This window comes from Asanoa sp. WMMD1127 (assembly GCF_029626225.1).
Lineage (GTDB): Bacteria > Actinomycetota > Actinomycetes > Mycobacteriales > Micromonosporaceae > Asanoa.
The window spans coordinates 2,441,955-2,459,173 of record NZ_JARUBP010000001.1; the positions used below are offsets into that span (position 1 = coordinate 2,441,955).

A 17,219-nucleotide genomic window follows, 5' to 3' on the forward strand; every position below is an offset into this window, starting at 1 on the left:
CCGTGGGCTGGGCCAGTGCCGCGGGGGTTGGGGTCGTGGCGCGGTCGCGACGTAGACCCGTGGGCTGGGCCAGTGCCGCGGGGGTTGGGGTCGTGGCGCGGTCGCGACGTAGACCCGTGGGCTGGGCCAGTGCCGCGGGGGTTGGGGTCGTGGCGCGGTCGCGACGTAGACCCGTGGGCCGGGCCAGCGCCGCGGGGGTTGGGGTCGTGGCGGGGTCGCTACGCAGACCCGTGGGCCGGGCCAGCGCCGCTGGGGTTGGGGTCATGGCGCGGCCGCCACGTAGACCCAGGCTGAGGCACCAGATCGCAGCGGAAGCAGGGCGCGGCGGTAGTCGGCGGCCTCGTAGCCGTCGGCCGCGGTCAGTTCCGCGTCCGTGATCTCGAAGACCACCCCGGGCACCGAGTCGGTCGGGTTGTCGCTGGGGGCTGCCACCGGGTGCCAGGCGGCGCCGCTCACCGCGACCACCGCCGCCGACGTGATCTTCAGCTGGTCCAGGCGGTGGCCCGGCAGCGCGTCCGGCCTACCCGACAGCAAGCGGCCGAAGTTGGCCTGTTGGACCGCGGGGTCGCGCAGGGTGCCGTAGGAGAAGAGCAGGGGCATGGGTTCGATCATGCCCGCCCACGGCGGCCGGGTCAGTCGGACCGTGGGGAGACCAGCGCGGTCGTGGGGGCCAGCAGCTCGCCGCCGACGGTGGCGCACAACGCCGTCCCGTACGCGAATCCAAGATCGCCTCGATAGCGGAGCAGGATGCCGATCGCCCATCGGTCGGTGACGGCCAGGCACGCCATGTGCCATTGGCCGTCCTCGTCGCGGAGTAGCCAGCCGTTCTTGATCGAGACGGTGGCCGCCGCCGATGCCGGTAAAAGGCGGCGGACGCCGAAATCGCCGGTTCCGCGTACGGCTCGCATCTCGGTCAACAACCACGGCGTCCAGCGGGCGCCCGCGGCCCGGCCGGACGCGATGCAGGCCGCCAACCGCACCGTGTCGCGGGCCGAGACCACCGTCATGCTCCAGTTGTTGTCGTGCGCCGAGCTGTCGCTGAGGCCACACATTTGGATCATGCGAAGGATGGACGGTTGCCCACCGACAAGGTCGTAGACGGCGATGGCCGCCGCGTTGTCGCTGTCGCGGATCATGATGCTCAGCTGGCCGAGCCGAAAATCCGAAGGCTCCTCGCCTTTATCTTCCGATACTCGCAAATAATCGGCGGCCAACCATGCCTTCACCATCGACATCGTGTCGCTCGGTTCCGTCATGTTCGGCGAGCCGGTGATCCGCCCGCTCTGCCGGTCGAGGAACGCCCACGAGAGGAATCCCTCGGCCCGCGCGGAGACCGTGCCGACCGCCAGGTCCGGGGCTCGCGCCCGGTCCGCCGCGGGCCCCTGTCGCTTGGCCGCAGCCACCGTGGCCTGCTGTTTCGGCGCCACCTGCCAGACGGCCAGCCCGCTGCCGACCGCGACGAGCAGCACCGCGGCGAGCATTGGCATCGTGTTCCGTCCACGGGACCGATGCCGGCCGGGCTGTGCGCCGTGTCTGCCTCGAAACACGTTCGGTTAACGAGCGAACGGTCGCGGAAGGCGCTCAGGGTGTCCATTTTGGGGTAGTGCACGGTCGTCACTCCTCGTGTACCTTACGATTTCGGCCGCAATGTTCGAGGGACTCACGTACACCCTCGAATGGGCGGTCTCGGACCGGCAGGCGCATCAAAGGTTAGGAAGTGCACCGTGGCACAGGGCACCGTCAAGTGGTTCAACAGTGAAAAGGGCTACGGTTTCATCGCGGTCGATGGGGGTCAGGACGTCTTCGTCCACTTCTCGGCGATCCAGATGGACGGCTACAAGTCTCTCGACGATGGTCAGCGCGTCGAGTTCGAGATCGCGCAGGGTCAGAAGGGCCCGCAGGCGGAGCAGGTCCGCCTAATCGCTTGAGCGAAGACCAGCCGGGCACCCCACCCGGGTCCGTGACGACCTAGCGCCGATCCCACGAGAGGGGTCGGCGCTTCCTTGTCTTTACGGCCGGACAACCCGATGCATGATGCATTTGATCTTGCCATCCATTCGCGACTTTGCGCATTGCGGACAGCGCTGCCTTTCAACAATTGACGAGTCATTAATCGCCCATGTACGCGGTCCCGCGCGCCAAGATCAGCAGCCGGCGACGATCACCGGGCCGGAGGCCCCCGAGGGGCCGACTTCGCTTGCACTCGCCTGGTCCGAGTGCTAAACAAGTCATTGGCACTCGACAACCGCGAGTGCCAATGGTCGGGACGGTGGGGCCACCGCTGACGCCCTACGGAGACGGGCGCGGCAAGGGGCCGGTCGTCGCGGGCTATCCGGCCCGGCCGGCGGACGTCACTGTCGCCAGGTAGTGACGTCCGAAGGTGCGTAAAGCAGGCGGTTCTCCGTGGCCGACCAGGCCGCGGCGACCGCGAGTGTCCAGGAGGACAACGCCGTATGGCCAAGATCATTGCGTTCGACGAGGAGGCGCGCCGCGGCCTCGAGCGGGGTATGAACACCCTCGCCGACGCCGTCAAGGTGACGCTCGGCCCCAAGGGCCGCAACGTCGTGCTCGAGAAGAAGTGGGGCGCCCCCACCATCACCAACGATGGTGTGAGCATCGCCAAGGAGATCGAGCTCGAGGACCCGTACGAGAAGATCGGCGCTGAGCTGGTCAAGGAGGTCGCCAAGAAGACCGACGACGTGGCCGGTGACGGCACGACGACGGCGACCGTCCTCGCGCAGGCGCTGGTCCGTGAGGGCCTGCGCAACGTCGCCGCCGGCGCCAACCCGATGGCCCTGAAGCGGGGCATCGAGGCCGCCGTCGCGCGCGTCGCGGAGGAGCTGGCCAAGATCGCCAAGGACGTCGAGACCAAGGAGCAGATCGCCTCCACCGCCTCGATCTCCGCCGGTGACACCAGCGTCGGCGAGATCATCGCCGAGGCGATGGACAAGGTCGGCAAGGAAGGCGTCATCACCGTCGAGGAGAGCAACACCTTCGGCCTCGAGCTCGAGCTCACTGAGGGCATGCGCTTCGACAAGGGCTACATCGCGCCCTACTTCTGGACCGACCCGGAGCGTATGGAGGCCGTCCTCGACGACCCGTACATCCTGATCGTCAACAGCAAGATCTCGTCGGTCAAGGACCTGCTCCCGATCCTCGAGAAGGTCATGCAGGGCGGCAAGCCGCTGCTGGTCATCGCCGAGGACGTCGAGGGCGAGGCCCTGGCCACCCTGATCGTCAACAAGGTCCGTGGCACCTTCAAGTCCGTCGCCGTCAAGGCCCCGGGCTTCGGTGACCGCCGCAAGGCCATGCTGACCGACATCGCCATCCTCACCGGTGGCCAGGTCGTCAGCGAGGAGCTCGGCCTCAAGCTCGAGGCCGTCGGCCTCGACATGCTGGGCCACGCTCGCAAGGTCGTGGTGACCAAGGACGAGACCACCATCGTCGACGGTGGCGGCGACCAGGACCAGATCCAGGGTCGGGTCAACCAGATCCGTGCCGAGATCGAGAAGAGCGACTCCGACTACGACCGCGAGAAGCTGCAGGAGCGCCTGGCCAAGCTGGCCGGCGGTGTTGCGGTCATCAAGGTCGGCGCGGCCACCGAGGTCGAGCTCAAGGAGCGCAAGCACCGCATCGAGGACGCGGTCCGCAACGCGAAGGCCGCCGTCGAAGAGGGCATCGTCCCCGGTGGTGGCGTCGCGCTGGTGCAGGCCGGCAAGACCGCCTTCGACAAGCTCGACCTGGTCGGCGACGAGGCGACCGGCGCGACGATCGTCAAGATCGCGCTCGACGCCCCGCTCCGCCAGATCGCCGTCAACGCCGGCCTCGAGGGTGGCGTCGTCGTGGAGAAGGTCCGCAACCTGGACACCAACCACGGCCTCAACGCGGCGACCGGTGACTACGTCGACCTGCTCAAGGCCGGCATCATCGACCCGGCCAAGGTGACCCGTTCGGCGCTGCAGAACGCGTCGTCGATCGCGGCCCTGTTCCTCACCACCGAGGCTGTGGTGGCGGACAAGCCGGAGAAGGAGAAGGCCCCGGCGGGTGCGCCCGGCGGCGGCGACATGGACTTCTGAGTCCATCCGCAACACAAGAAAGGGCGGTCCGCGCGAGCGGGCCGCCCTTTCGGCCGTCCAAGCTCAGGCTAGCGGCGTTGGTTGCGCCGTTTGTCGGCGCGGCTCGTCGCGTCCCGCGGCGGCGCCGGCTGCGGCAGGTCACCCAGCGGAGGCCAGCCCGCCGGCAGCGGTGGCGAGTTGTCGGTCGGCGGCGGCTCGGCCAGCGGCGACCGGTCGCTCGGCGGAGGTCCGGCGGATTCCGACGGGCCGGAGCGGGGCAGCTCCCCGGATGGCTCGTCTTCGAGGCTCATTCCGGCACGGTAGGGGTTCGACGGCCGCCGCGCAGGGTTTCGCGACACAATGCACCGCCCCGAGCTACACCGCCTTCCGGTAAAGGAAGAACACGCGCTCGATCCGGGCGCCGGCGTTCGCCGAGTAGAACGGCACCGGGCCGACCCAGCCGATCTGCGCCGACGCGAGCCCGGCCTCGTGCTGGTCCCGCAGGCAGCGCCGCAGCAACACCCCACCGACCCCGAGCCCGCGCGCGGCCGAAGCCGTGCCCATCGGCCCGAAGTACGACGGCCGCGACGACCCCCACGACGCGAAGCCGAGCACTTCACCGTCGCGTACCGCGTAGTGGATGCCCGCCGACTCGCTGACCTCCGCCCCCCAGCCAGGCCCGAAGTGCGCGGCCGCGAACTCCACCAGCCCCGGCACGTCGGCCGCCACCGCCCGCCGCACCGCCACGCCGGCCCCGGCCAGCCGCGCCTCCGCCTCCGTGGTCGGCGCCAGCGCCGGCGAGCCCGGGGTCAGGTCCGCGGTCATGTTCCACGCGATGTCCTGCCGCTCGTAGCCGCTCGCCTCCGCCAGGCACACGGCCGCCGTGTAGCGGACGTCGACGCCGGGCCACGCGTACACCGGCGCGTTGCCGACCAGCGCCATCGCGCCCACGCCGAGGTCCGCCAGCGCCGACTCCGCCTGGGCCAGCAGCGCCCGCCCGATGCCGCGGCGCCGGTGGTCCGGGTGCACGGCGATCAGGTCCACGTGCCCGACGGCCACGTCCCCGAAGCCGGTCGACCCCAGCACCGCGCCGACGACCTCGGAACCACCGGCCAGCACGACCCAGCCGGTGGTACGGCGCTCGCCGGCCGACCCGGGCAGCGGGCCCGGGTGGCGCAGCCGCTCGACGATGGCGTCCGCCTCGGCGGCGTCGTCCGGCAGGTCAAGTGCCACCCGGCAGAGCGCGGCGACGTCGGGTACGCGGTCGGGAGTCAGCTCGACGAGCTGGTACGCATGATCCACGCCCGGCAGGCTACCCGGCCGAACGCACGGCCGCGGCCGCGTCGACCAGGCCACCGAGCCGGGCCGGCGGGCAGGCGTCCACCGGCGGGCCGGCCGACGACAGCAGCAACTCCCGGGTACGCGCGACGTCGCCGACCAGCGCCGGGTTCGCCGACCACAGCAGCGCGACCACGCCGGCGACGTGCGGCGCGGCCATCGAGGTGCCCGTGAGCCGCCCGTACTCCCCTCCGGGCAGCGCCGACACGACCTGCACGCCGGGCGCGACCACGTCCGGCTTGTCCCGGCCCCGGCTCGACGTCTCGTGCAGTGCGCCCGCCGAGTCGACCGAGCCGACCGAGAGCACGTCGTCGTAGAACGCCGGCGGATCGTCGACCGAGCCGCAGGCCGGCCCGGTGTTGCCGGCCGACGCGACCACGAACACGCCGGCCGCGGCGAAGGCGTCGAACGCCGGCTCCAGCGCGCGCCCGTCGCACCCTTCCACCTTCGGGCAGGCCCAGGAGTTGGTCAGCACCTGGGCGGCCCGGGCCGGGCGACCGGCCGTGAAGGGGTCACCGCCGGGCGGGAACGGCGCGAGCATGAACTGCAGGCAGTCCAGGTAGTGGGCGGGGTTGCCCATGTTGCGGGCCAGGTTGACGCAGCCCATCCACTGCGCGTCGGGCGCCACGCCGATGCCGCCCCGCCCGACCGCCGTGCCGAGGGTGTGCGTGCCGTGCACGCCGGCGTCGGTGGGTGTCGCCGTGTGGCGCCACGGGTCGTACCAGGAGTCGTCGCCGCCCCGGAAGCCCGGCGCCAGCGCCGGATGGGCGCCGTCGACGCCGGAGTCGGACGCGCCGACCACGATGCCGCGCCCGGTCGCGCCGGTGGCCCAGGCGGCCGGCGCGCCGATCTGCGTCAGGTTCCACTGCGGGCCGGCGGGCGCGGCCACGCCGGCCGGCCGCGCGGCGACCGCGGTCATCGGCAGTGGTCGCAACACCTGGGAGAGCAGCACCCGGTCGACGTCGGAGCGGCGCGCCAGCAGGGCCCGCAGCGCCGGCCCGCCGCCGTCCACCTCGATTCCGTTGACCAGGTAGTACGGCGTGTAGTCCAGGTGCCACCGGTCCAGCGCGCGCCGCAGGTCGGCCTGGCTTTCCTCGGCGTGCGCGACGAGCCGGCGGTAGACCTCGGTCGTGCGCGCGGTCAGGGCCGCCTGGCCGGTGCCGGCGGGCAGCCCCGACAGGTCGGCCTGGCTGGCGAGCACCACGAAGAGCCGGTCGCCCGCGAAGCCGGGCTGGCCCGGGCCGGCATAGACGGCGGCGCTGCCCAGCGCCAGCACACCGGCCAACCCGAGGGCGACCCCGCGCCGGACCCGGACCAGGCCGATGCCCAACGCGAGCGCCGCCGCGGCCAGGAATGAGCTGGCGGCGGCGACGGCCGCGAAGAACGGCGCATCCCGCCCGACCAACAGCAGCGTGACCTCTTCCGGGTCGGTGAAGGCCAGCGGACCGACCACGGCCAGCGCCACGAGCCCGGCCACCGCGGGCCCGCGCGCCTCGGCCGGACCCAGCGCCGCCAGCACGAAGCCGACCATCGGCAGCGCGAGCAACACGAGCAGGTGCGGCCCACTGTGGCCCACGCCCGCACCGAGGAGGGCCAACGCGACCCCCGCCCGGGGGCCGCCGACCCAGATGCGCCGCGCCCGGCTCCACTCCGCCATCGGCGCCCAGAAGGCCGGCCCGAGCACGGCGGCGGCGAGCAGCCCCACGGCCAGGGCGGCCACCACCGCGAGCGCCGTCTCCAGCACCCCGCCCAGCGCACCCAGCCACAACCAGGGCAGGAGCAGCAGCAGGCCGCCGACCACGACGAGTGGCGGCCGCCCGAGAGACGGGCCGATCACGGCGGCGCCGGCCAGGGCCAGCAGTGCCAGCACGGCCAGGTAGACCTCGTGCTGCGCCGCCGGCACCGCCCGCGCCGCCGTCAGCACGGCCAGCGCCGCGGCCGCCGCGAACCAGGCCCGCCCGGCCGCCCGCAGCCCCGGCGCGACGGCCAGGACGGCGGTCAGCAGCACCGGCACGCAGATCAGGAGGAAGCCCACGGCGCCGGCCAGCGGCCACCGCCAGACCGGCAACGACAGCGACGTCAGCAGGCCCAGCTGGTCGACCAGGTAGCCCAGGGTCTGCGCCACCACGGTGCCGAGCACGATCCAGAATCCGGCCACCAGGGCCGCGACCACCCCCAACCACCGTGGCGGAGCGGGTCGATCAACGGGCAGGACGGCCATGGGCGCCAGGGTAGAGGCCCGCGGGGTTACCGTGGATCCGTGCGTGACCCCGCGATATCCCGCTTCGCCGCCAGCCACCTGTCCGCGAGCCGGCGGGCCGACGACCTGCGCCGGCTGCGCAGCGAGCGGTTCGACGTGCTGGTCGTCGGCGGCGGCGTGACCGGCGCCGGCGCCGCCCTGGACGCCGCCTCCCGCGGTCTCAAGGTCGCCTTGATCGAGGCGCGTGACTACGCGGCCGGCACGTCGAGCCGGTCCAGCAAGCTGATCCACGGCGGCCTGCGCTACCTGGAGCAGCTCGAGTTCCACCTGGTCCACGAGGCGCTGACCGAGCGCGGCCTGCTCGCCACCCGGCTCGCCCCGCACCTCGTCCGACCCGTGCCGATCCTCGTGCCGTTGCCGGCGGGCGGCCTGCCCGGGCGGGCGTTCCGCCGTTCCTACTACGGCCTCGGTGTCGCCGCGTACGACGCGTTCGCCGGTGTCTTCGGCCACGGCCGGGGCATGCCGCTGCACCGCCACCTGAGCCGCGAGGGCGCCCGCCGGCTGTTCCCGAGCCTGCGCGGCGACGTGACCGCGGGCGCGATCCGCTACTTCGACGGCCAGGTCGACGACGCCCGGCTGGTCGTCACCCTGGCCCGCACCGCCGCCAGCCTGGGCGCGGCTATGGTCACCAGCGCCCGCGCGGTCGGCTTCCTGCGCCAGGCCCGCGAGGTCGTCGGCGTCCGGGTCCGCGACATGGAGGCCCGCCCCGGCGACCCCGACGCCGAGTTCGAGGTGCGGGCCCGCACCGTGATCGCCGCCACCGGCGTGTGGAGCGACGACATGTCCCGCATGCTCGGCGACGTCGGCGTCCGCCCCGGTTTCCGGGTGCGCGCGTCCAAGGGCGTCCACCTGGTGGTCCCCAGGTCCGCGATCACGGGCGACGCCGGCCTGATCCTGCGCACGCCGACCTCGGTGCTCTTCGTGATCCCCTGGGGCGGGCACTGGATCATCGGCACCACCGACACCGACTGGCAGCTCGACCGCTCACACCCGGCCGCGTCGGCCCGCGACATCCAATACATCCTCGACCAGGTCAACCCCTGGCTCGCCCGGCCATTGTCGACCGACGACATCGAGGGGGTGTACGCCGGCCTGCGCCCCCTGCTCAGCGGCGAGGCCGAGGCCACCTCCAAGCTGTCGCGCGAGCACGCGGTGATCGAGCCGATGCTCGGCCTGCTGCTGGTCGCGGGCGGCAAATACACGACCTACCGGGTGATGGCGGCCGACGTGGTCGACCGGGCCGTCCGGCGGCTCGGCGGCGGCCAGCCGTCGCCCACGGCGGAGCTGCCGCTGCTCGGCGCCGACGGCTACCCGGCGGCCTGGCGGGACCGGGCCGACCTGGCGCGCCGCCGGGGCGTCCAGGCCGGCGTGGTCGAGCACCTGCTCGAGCGCTACGGCACGCTGACCACCGAGCTGCTGGCGCTGATCGAGGCCGACCCGACGCTGGCCGCCCCGCTCGCCGGGGCTCCGGAATACCTCGCGGCCGAGGTCGCGTACGCCGCCTGGGCCGAAGGCGCCCTGCACCTCGACGACGTGCTGACCCGGCGCACCCGGATCTCCATCGAGACCACACACCGCGGCGCCGAGTCGGCCCGGCACGCGGCGCAGGTGATGGCCGGCGTGCTGGGCTGGGACGAGCTGGTCACCCGCAACGAGGTCGAGCACTACCTGGCCCGCGTCGACGCCGAGCGCGAGTCGCAGCGCATGCCCGACGACGCCACCGCCGACGCGGCCCGCATGGGCGCCGCCGACGTGCGGGGCCTGGCCGCCGACCGCGGCATCGAACTCCCCCTCGGCCCACCGCCCCTGATGACGCCTTAGACGACCTTCCCGGGGTTCAGCAGCCCTGCCGGGTCGAGGGCGTTCTTGATCGCCCGGTGGACGGACATGCCCACCGGCCCGATCTCCTCGGCCAGCCACTCCTTCTTGAGCAGGCCGACGCCGTGCTCGCCGGTGCAGGTGCCGCCCATGCCCAGGCCGAGCCGCATGATCTCGTCGAACGCGCCGCGTCCCCGCGCGACCGAGTCCGGGTCGAGGCGGTCGACCACGATGTTGGGGTGCAGGTTGCCGTCGCCGGCGTGCCCGACGACGCCGATCGGCAGCGCATATTCCTTGGCGATCTTCTCGATGCCGTCGAGCATCGCGGCCAGCGCCGTGCGGGGCACCGCGATGTCGTCGACGATGATCCCGCCGCTGCCCTCGGGGTAGGTCTCGGCCGCGAACTTCTCCATCGCCGGGTGCGCGAGCCGGCGGGCCCGCAGCAGCTCGGCCGCCTCGACCTCGTCGGTCGCGGCGAACACCTCCAGCGCGCCGGCCGCGGCGCAGACCTCCTCGATCGCCGCCAGGTCGGCCGCCGCCCGGCTGCCGGTGTCGACGCTGGCCAGCAGCAGCGCCTTGGCGTCGGTGCGCAGGCCCATCGGCCGCAGCGCCTCGATCGCCACCAGGTGGGTCTGGTCGAGCAGCTCCAGCAGGCTCGGCGAGAAACCGCCGGAGGAGATGGCGGCCACCGCGTCGCCGGCCGCGGCGGTGGTCGGAAACAGGGCGATCAGCGTGAGCGACGGGTCGGCGGCCGGGCGGAGGCCGACCACCACCTCGGTGATCACGCCGAGGGTGCCCTCGGAGCCGACGAACAGCCGGGTCAGGTCGTAGCCCGCGACTCCCTTGGCGGTGCGCCGGCCGGTGCGCAGCACCTCGCCCGAGGCGAGGACGACCTCGAGGCCCAGCACGTACTCGGCGGTGACGCCGTATTTCACGCAGCACATGCCGCCCGCGTTGGTGGCCACGTTGCCGCCGATCGTCGACGACTCCCACGAGCCCGGATCGGGCGGGTAGCGGAGGCCCGCCTCGCCGGCGGCGGCCGCCAGCGTGGCGTTGACCACGCCCGGCTGCACGACGGCGAACCGGTTGACCGGGTCGACCTCGAGGATCTTGTTCATGGCGACCGTGGACAGCACGACCGCGCCGTCGACCGCGTTCGCCGCCCCGGCCAGCCCTGTCCGGGCGCCCTGCGGCACGACCGGCGCCCCGGCCGCCGCCGCGGCCCGCACCACGGCCACCACCTCGGCGGTCGTCCGCGGCCGCACCACCACCGCCGGCATCCCGGACGGCACGAGGTCGGCCTCGTCGCGCTGATGCCCCCGGAGCAGGTCGGGATCGGTCAACACGGCGCCGTCGGGCAGCGCCGCCCGCAACTCCGTCACGAGGTCAGCCATACCCGCGACGTTAGCCTCTTCCCGTGGTGTTCCTCGATCCGCCGGTGTGGCCGGCCCGCGGGCGGCTGTGGTCACACCTCGTCAGCGACGTCTCGTACGCCGAGTTGCACGTTTTCGCCGAGATGCTCGGCTCGCCGCGGCGGGCGTTCGACCGGGACCACTACGACCTGCCGGCGGACCGGTTCGCGATGGCCGTGTGGCTGGGCGCGACGGTGGTGTCCAGCCGGGAGATCTCGCGCCGGCTGCGGGAGTCGGGCCTGCGGCGTCCGAAGCACCTCAACGGTCCAGGGCGCCGAGCTCGCGGATGAGGTTGGCCCGGGCCGGCTCGTTCCACCGCTCAGCCAGCTCGGGGATCCGGTAGAGGCTGGGCAGCTCCAGGAGTCGGCGCAGGATCGCCGCCCGGCCGGCGCGGAACTCGGCGTCCGGGACGAACTCGTACTCCTGGCGGACGGCGGCGGCGTACGCGTCGTAGGCGGCCGGTTGACCCGCCAGCACCGCCAGGTCGGCGTCGCAGAGCAGCGCCCCGTCGGCGTCCCCGGCCGGCACGGCGTGCCCGGCGGTGAGCAGCACGAGCCGGCGCACAGTGTCGATCGCTGCCGTCGGAACCCCCAGCGTGACGAGCGTGCCCACCGCCAGCTCGGCCGACGCCCGCTCGTTTCCGTCACCGGGCGTGTGCGGATCGTAGACGGCGTCGTGGAACCAGGCGGCCAGTCGCACCAGGTCGGGCTCCCGCGCCCGGTCGGCTTCCTCGTCCACAATGGAGAGCACTGTCGCCAGGTGTTCCAGCGTGTGGTAGTGCCGGTGCGGCTCGGCCCAGCGGGCCAGCAGCGCGGAGCCCTCGGCGTCGACGGCATGGTCGTCGGCGGTCGCGCCGGCGCCCCGGGCGGCCGCGCGCCAGGCGGTGGCGAGATCTCTCACCCCGTCATTCTGGTCCAGCCCGGCTCATGATCGACGGTGGCGTGGCCGCCGTCGCTAGGCTGTGTCCATGACGCAGACCGTGATCTCCAAGGCGCCCGAGCAGCGGCGCCGGGGGTGGCGCGTCCTCGTGCTGTTCGGCGTCATCGGCTTCATCGCTCTCTGCGCGATCGCGATGTCGATCGTGCTCGGCTGGAACATCGGCGTCCAGGCCACCGTGATCGGCCTCGCCGCGGCCATCCTGCCGGTCCCGGTGCTGGTCGCCTGCTTCCTCTGGCTCGACCGCTACGAGCCCGAGCCCGCGCTGCTGCTGGCCGTGGCGTTCGCCTGGGGCGCCTTCGTCGCGACCCTCACGGCGTACGGCGTCAACACCGGCGCCGCCCACCTCTTCGCCAACCTCGGCCTGCCCGAGAGCCTCGTGGCGGTGATCGTCGCGCCGTTCATCGAGGAGACGATGAAGGCGCTCGGCCCGGCGCTGATCCTGGTGCTGTTCCGGCGGGAGTTCTCCGGCATCACCGACGGCATCGTCTACTGCGGCCTGTCGGCGGTGGGCTTCGCGATGGTGGAGAACATCCTCTATCTCGGCGGGCACGGCTACGCGGCGGCCGCCGACGAATACGGCCCGGCCTCCGGCGCCCAGATGCTCATCCTGATCTTCATCGTCCGGATCTTCCTGACCGGTTTCGCCCACCCGCTGTTCACCTCGATGACCGGCATCGGCCTGGGCATCGCGGCCCGCTCGGCCGACCGCTGGGTCCGCGTCTGCGCCCCGCTGGCCGGCCTGCTGGTCGCGATGATGCTGCACGGCACCTGGAACCTCGTGCCCACGCTGGCCCAGGCCACGGGCGAAGGACTGATCCTGCTGTACGGCTACATCGCGGTGATGGTGCCCGTCTTCTTCGCGATGGTCGGGCTGACCATCTGGTTGCGTGGCTGGGAGGGGCGGCTCACCGAGCGGGCCCTGCCCGTCTATGTGCAGGCCGGCTGGCTCAGCCCGCCCGAGGTCGCCGCCCTCGGCTCGCTGGCGCGGCGGCACTCGGCCCGCCAGTGGGCCCGCCGCGTGGCCGGGCCGGCCGGCCTCAAGGCGATGCGCGACTTCCAGTTCGCGGCCACCCGGCTCGCGCTGCTCCGCGACGGGCTCGACCGGGGCCTCGACAGCCGCCCCGCCGACCGGGCCCGGGCCGAGGCCGACGAGCAGCGATTGCTGGCCGAGCTCGCCACGTACCGCCAGGTCTTCGTCGGTCGTGATCCCCAGGTGCCGCCGGCGGTCTGGGACGGCGAGCGCTATGTCGTGATGTTCCCCGACGGCGTGCGGCGCGCGTTGCCGGCGCCGGAGGACCCGGTGGTGCCGATCCCGGTGGTGCTGGCGCCGCCGGTGCCCTACTGGCCCTACAGATAGAGGCCGGTGGAGTCGTCCTCCACCCGTTGCGCCGCCACGGCGTGCACGTCGCGCTCGCGGAGCAGCACGTACTCGCGGCCCTGAAGCTCGACCTCGGACCGGTCCTCGGGGTCGAAGAGCACCCGGTCGCCGATCACGATCGACCGCACGTGCGGGCCGACACCCACCGCCGTCGCCCAGGCGAGCCGGCGACCCATGGACGCCGTGGCCGGGATCACGATGCCGGCGGTGGAGCGGCGCTCGCCCTCGGCGCCCTCGAGCCGGACGAGCACGCGGTCGTGCAGCATCCGGATGGGCAGCTTCTCGGTGTCAGCGTCGGCCATCACGCGGGGAACGCTACCGCGCGGCCCGGCCGGACCCACTCGCAGGGCAAATCCAGGTCGGATGGGCTAAGCCGGTGCGGACCTTGCCGCTACCGTAAGAGGGCGATTCACAAGCCAGGGGGAGTCTTGGGTCGGTTCGAGCGGGTTCAGGCGAGCCTTCGGCGCGCCTACCGGGCCGGCCGCGAGTCGGTGCGGGCCGCTCGTTCCCGCGGTCTGGCGAGTCCGTCCGAGGGCGGCGAGCAGTTCCAGCCGGTCGTGCCGGACGCCGAGCCGCCACCTCCGCCGCCCTCGCCGGTCGAGGCGGTCCACCCGTCGACGACGAGCCGCGACGACGAGGACGTGCCCTACAGCCTGCGCATCTCCGCCGCCTGGTCCTGGCGCCTGCTGGTGCTGGCGATCGCGGTCTACGGGCTGGTCCGGGTGATCGGCATCCTGCGCTTCGTGGTCATCCCGCTAGCGATCGCGCTGCTGCTGACCGCGTTCCTGTCGCCGGCCGTCGGCTGGCTGCTGCGGGCCCGGCTGCACCGCACGCTGGCGGTGGTCGTGGTGATGATCTGCGGCCTGGCGGCGGTGGCCGGCACGCTGACGCTGGTGGTCAACGAGTTCGTGTCGGGCGCGCCGCAGCTGGGCGCCGACGCGGCCAAGGGCGTGCGGCAGATCCAGAACTGGCTGCAGACCGGCCCGCTGCACCTGAGCGACGCGCAGATCACCCGCTACATCGACGAGGCCCAGTCGTGGATCACCGACAACTCGTCGCGCTTCACCAGCGGCGCCCTGGCCACGGCGGCGACGGTCGCCGAGATCGTCACGGGCGCCCTGCTCGTGCTCTTCTCGACGTTCTTCTTCCTCCGCGACGGCCGCAAGATCTGGCGCTTCATCGTGCGCCTGTTCCCGCTCGGCGCCCGCTGGCGCATCGACGACGCGGGCCAGGCGTCGTGGTCGGCCTTGGGCAACTACGTGCGGGCGACGGTCCTGGTGGCGTTCATCGACGCGGTCGGCATCGGGATCTGCCTGGTGATCTTCCGCATCCCGTTCTCGTTCGCCCTGGCCGCCCTGGTCTTCCTGGGCGCCTTCATCCCGATCGTCGGCGCCACCCTGTCCGGAGCGGTCGCGGTGCTGGTCGCGCTGGTCGCGCAAGGCCCGATCGTCGCTCTGATCATCCTGGGCGCGGTGATCGGCGTGCAGCAGCTGGAGGGTCACGTCCTGCAGCCCCTGATCATGGGCCGTGCGGTCGCCATCCACCCGCTGGCGGTCATCGTCGGCATCGCCTCGGGCGTCGTCATCGCCGGCATCGTGGGCGCGCTGATCGCGGTGCCGCTGATCGCGGTCCTGAACACGGCCGTCCGCCGCCTCAACAAACGCCGCCCACCCAGCATCCCGCCGGGCGTCGAAGTGGTCAGCACCCGCGAATAGCCAGGCCTGGCAAGCCGGCCGAGGGTTCGACCGACGGGTGGCCTCTTCTCGCTGCCGCGAGGCCATCGCCGGGTAGGCGGCCCGGACGGCCACAGCCTGAGCCGCGGAGCCCGTTCCTGCCGGTTCGAGCCGGCTAAGCGCCGACGGCCGCAGCGTGAGCCGAGGTGCCCGTCTCGGCCGGCTCGCGACGCCGGTTCGAGCCGGCCAGGCGCCGACGGCCGGCGACGCGGCGTTAGTTGGTGGCGGCCAGGCGCTTCAGGGCGCCGACGGCCACGTCCTGTTTGGTCGTGTACCAGAACGGTGGCAGGGACTTGCGCAGGAACGGGCCGTAGCCGCGGGCCGTTTCCAGGCGGGAGTCCAGGACCGCGACCACGCCCTTGTCGCCGTGGGAGCGGATCAGGCGACCCGCGCCCTGGGCCAGGCGGATTGCGGCGATCGGGACGCTGACCGAGGCGAAGCCCGAGCCGCCCGCCGCGTCGACGGCGGCGGCGCGGGCCGCGGCCAGCGGCTCGTCGGGGCGCGGGAACGGCAGGCGGTCGATCACGACCAGCTGGCACGCGTCGCCGGGCACGTCGACGCCCTGCCAGAGCGACATCACGCCGAACAGGCAGCTGGCCTTGTCGTCGCGGAAGCGGCGGACCAGCAGCGGCAGCGACTCGTCGCCCTGCAGCAGGACCGGCAGGTCGGTGCGCGCCCGGACGAGCTCGGCCGCCTGCTGTGCGGCGCGGCGCGACGAGAACAGCCCGAGCGTACGGCCGCCCAACGCACCCACCAGCGTCAACAGCTCCTCGCCGGCCTGGGCCGGCAGGCCCGACGCGGCCGGCCGCGGCAGGTGGGCGGCGACGTAGAGGATCCCCTGCTTGCCGTATTCGAACGGCGAGCCGACGTCGAGCGATCGCCAGCCGGGCCCACCGAGCTCGGCCACCTCGTCGGCCGCCGTCGACAGGTTGGGGGAGCGCGTGGCGGTCGCGGCCGCCGCGGCGGCGGCCACCGGCGTGCGAGCCCGTTGCGCCGGCACCGGCTCGGAAGGGGGCAGACCCAGCGCCCGCGCCACCGTGTCGAACCGCCCACCCAAGGCCAGCGTCGCCGAGGTCGCCACCACCGTGCGCTCGTCGTAGAGGTGTGTGGCCAGCGTCCCCGCCACCGACAGCGGCGCCACCACCAGCGCGCGGCGGCCGGCGCCGGGTCGGTCGGGCTTCTCGACCCAGGCCACGTCGTGCTCGTTCTCCTCGAGCAGCCGTTGCGCGGTCTTGGAGACGTCGTCGACCAGCGCCTTGGCCTGCTGCTTGCGGACCGGGTCGGGGTCGTCGGCCTTGATGTCGCCGATCTTCTCCAGGGCCCGGCGGGTGGCCGCGTCGAGCAGCGTGCAGGCCTCGCGCAGCGCGTCGGGCAGGCCAGCCACGATCCGCCCGGCCGGCGCCTCGGCCAGGCCCACCGCCAACGCGTCGCCGGCTTCGAGCAGGGTCTCGGCTAGCTCCGGCTGGATGATCGGGCGGGCGCGCCGGGCCGCCCGGTCGACGAGCTCCGGGGTCAGCTCCGCCTGGGACGCCGAGGAGACCCGGTCGGCCAGCTCGTGGGCCTCGTCGACGACGAGCAGCTTGTGCGGCGGCACGATGTGGCGGCCGGCCAGCATGTCGACGGCCAGCAGGCTGTGGTTGGTGATGACGATGTCGGCCTCGCGGGCCCGCACGCGCGACGCCTCGGCGAAGCACTCCGTCCCATAGGGGCAGCGTTGCGCGCCCACGCACTCGCGCGCCGGCATCGAGACCTGCTTCCACGCCTGGTCGTCGACGCCGGGGTCGAGCTCGTCGCGGTCGCCGGTCGCGGTCTCCATCGCCCACTCCTGCAGGCGCAGGATCTGCTTGCCCAGCCGGCCGGCCTCGCCGAGCCACTTCACCGGGGCGGCCGGGGCGGCGGCGGGCGCGTCGAACAGGGCGTCCTCCGGCTCCTCTTCGGACGAGTTCTCCAGCCGGGCCAGGCACAGGTAGTGGTGCCGTCCCTTGAGGACGGCGAAGGTGGGCCGCCGGCCCAGCACCGGCTCGACGGCGTCGGCGAGCCGGGGCAGGTCGTGATCGACCAATTGGGACTGGAGGGCCAGCGTCGCGGTCGAGACGACCACCGGGCCGTCGACGGTCAGGGCCGGCGCCAGGTAGCCCAGCGACTTGCCGGTGCCGGTGCCGGCCTGCACGAGCAGGTGCTCGCGGGCCGCCAGGCTCTCCGCGATCGCGCCGGTCATCTGCTGCTGGCCCGGGCGGGCGGCCCCGCCCGGCACGGCGCCGACCGCGGCGGTGAGCAATGCCTCGG

The 17,219-nt window shown here is 73.3% G+C and carries 15 protein-coding genes; 6 read left to right on the top strand and 9 right to left on the bottom strand.

From position 1 onward, the window contains the following. Window positions 1–261 precede the first annotated feature (261 nt). Both O7635_RS11715 and O7635_RS11720 read right to left on the bottom strand, forming a co-directional pair. Window positions 262–600, bottom strand: coding sequence for a gamma-glutamylcyclotransferase family protein (locus O7635_RS11715; protein ID WP_278080438.1), 339 nt, complete (start codon window positions 598–600; stop codon window positions 262–264). A 32-nt stretch (window positions 601–632) separates the two neighbouring features. Next, the gene (locus tag O7635_RS11720; RefSeq protein ID WP_278080439.1) at window positions 633–1,487 is read right to left on the bottom strand and encodes a serine hydrolase; all 855 of its coding nucleotides are present in this window, start codon (window positions 1,485–1,487) and stop codon (window positions 633–635) included. A gap of 237 nt (window positions 1,488–1,724) precedes the next feature. On the opposite strand from O7635_RS11720, the gene O7635_RS11725 reads away from it, so the two are divergent. Continuing rightward, on the top strand, window positions 1,725–1,928 hold the full coding sequence (locus O7635_RS11725; protein ID WP_278080440.1) for a cold-shock protein: 204 nt from the start codon (window positions 1,725–1,727) through the stop codon (window positions 1,926–1,928). 525 nt (window positions 1,929–2,453) lie between these two features. Further along, complete coding sequence (gene groL / locus O7635_RS11730; RefSeq protein ID WP_278080441.1) at window positions 2,454–4,076, top strand: chaperonin GroEL; 1,623 nt, start codon at window positions 2,454–2,456, stop codon at window positions 4,074–4,076. Window positions 4,077–4,144: 68 nt separating this feature from the next. Here the strand turns inward: groL and O7635_RS11735 are convergent, their stop codons facing one another. The 3 genes from O7635_RS11735 to O7635_RS11745 all read right to left on the bottom strand — a co-directional run bounded on the left by O7635_RS11735 (window position 4,145) and on the right by O7635_RS11745 (window position 7,614). After that, window positions 4,145–4,366 carry a hypothetical protein gene (locus tag O7635_RS11735; protein ID WP_278080442.1) on the bottom strand — a complete coding sequence of 74 codons (222 nt, stop codon included), beginning with the start codon at window positions 4,364–4,366 and terminating at the stop codon, window positions 4,145–4,147. Window positions 4,367–4,430: 64 nt separating this feature from the next. Beyond that, a complete protein-coding gene (locus O7635_RS11740; RefSeq protein WP_278080443.1) occupies window positions 4,431–5,357 on the bottom strand; it encodes a GNAT family N-acetyltransferase in 927 nt (308 codons plus the stop codon). Between the two features lie 10 nt (window positions 5,358–5,367). Continuing rightward, window positions 5,368–7,614 (bottom strand): S8 family serine peptidase, encoded by a 2,247-nt coding sequence (locus tag O7635_RS11745; protein ID WP_278080444.1) that lies wholly within the window; start codon window positions 7,612–7,614, stop codon window positions 5,368–5,370. Between the two features lie 39 nt (window positions 7,615–7,653). Between O7635_RS11745 and O7635_RS11750 the strand changes: the two genes are divergently transcribed. Continuing rightward, window positions 7,654–9,474, top strand: coding sequence for a glycerol-3-phosphate dehydrogenase/oxidase (locus O7635_RS11750; protein ID WP_278080445.1), 1,821 nt, complete (start codon window positions 7,654–7,656; stop codon window positions 9,472–9,474). Here the strand turns inward: O7635_RS11750 and O7635_RS11755 are convergent. Continuing rightward, window positions 9,471–10,865 (bottom strand): FAD-linked oxidase C-terminal domain-containing protein, encoded by a 1,395-nt coding sequence (locus tag O7635_RS11755; protein ID WP_278080446.1) that lies wholly within the window; start codon window positions 10,863–10,865, stop codon window positions 9,471–9,473. The genes O7635_RS11750 and O7635_RS11755 overlap by 4 nt on opposite strands. A 23-nt stretch (window positions 10,866–10,888) precedes the next feature. Here O7635_RS11755 and O7635_RS11760 point away from each other — a divergent pair, with 23 nt between their 5' ends. Beyond that, window positions 10,889–11,173 (top strand): DUF4031 domain-containing protein, encoded by a 285-nt coding sequence (locus O7635_RS11760; protein ID WP_278080447.1) that lies wholly within the window; start codon window positions 10,889–10,891, stop codon window positions 11,171–11,173. On the opposite strand, the gene O7635_RS11765 is transcribed toward O7635_RS11760, so the two are convergent. Further along, the gene (locus tag O7635_RS11765; RefSeq protein WP_278080448.1) at window positions 11,142–11,783 is read right to left on the bottom strand and encodes a metal-dependent phosphohydrolase; all 642 of its coding nucleotides are present in this window, start codon (window positions 11,781–11,783) and stop codon (window positions 11,142–11,144) included. The two genes, O7635_RS11760 and O7635_RS11765, sit on opposite strands and share 32 nt — an antisense overlap. Before the next feature lie 67 nt (window positions 11,784–11,850). Here O7635_RS11765 and O7635_RS11770 point away from each other — a divergent pair, with 67 nt between their 5' ends. Beyond that, the gene (locus tag O7635_RS11770) at window positions 11,851–13,179 is read left to right on the top strand and encodes a PrsW family intramembrane metalloprotease (RefSeq protein WP_278080449.1); all 1,329 of its coding nucleotides are present in this window, start codon (window positions 11,851–11,853) and stop codon (window positions 13,177–13,179) included. On the opposite strand, the gene O7635_RS11775 is transcribed toward O7635_RS11770, so the two are convergent. Continuing rightward, on the bottom strand, window positions 13,170–13,502 hold the full coding sequence (locus O7635_RS11775; RefSeq protein ID WP_278085450.1) for a co-chaperone GroES: 333 nt from the start codon (window positions 13,500–13,502) through the stop codon (window positions 13,170–13,172). The two genes, O7635_RS11770 and O7635_RS11775, sit on opposite strands and share 10 nt — an antisense overlap. Window positions 13,503–13,628: 126 nt before the next feature. Here O7635_RS11775 and O7635_RS11780 point away from each other — a divergent pair, with 126 nt between their 5' ends. Next, the gene (locus O7635_RS11780; RefSeq protein ID WP_278080450.1) at window positions 13,629–14,915 is read left to right on the top strand and encodes an AI-2E family transporter; all 1,287 of its coding nucleotides are present in this window, start codon (window positions 13,629–13,631) and stop codon (window positions 14,913–14,915) included. 232 nt (window positions 14,916–15,147) lie between these two features. Here O7635_RS11780 and O7635_RS11785 read toward each other — a convergent pair whose 3' ends face one another. Next, window positions 15,148–17,151, bottom strand: a complete 2,004-nt coding sequence (locus O7635_RS11785; RefSeq protein WP_347405331.1) for an ATP-dependent DNA helicase — start codon at window positions 17,149–17,151, stop codon at window positions 15,148–15,150. Window positions 17,152–17,219: the final 68 nt, after the last annotated feature.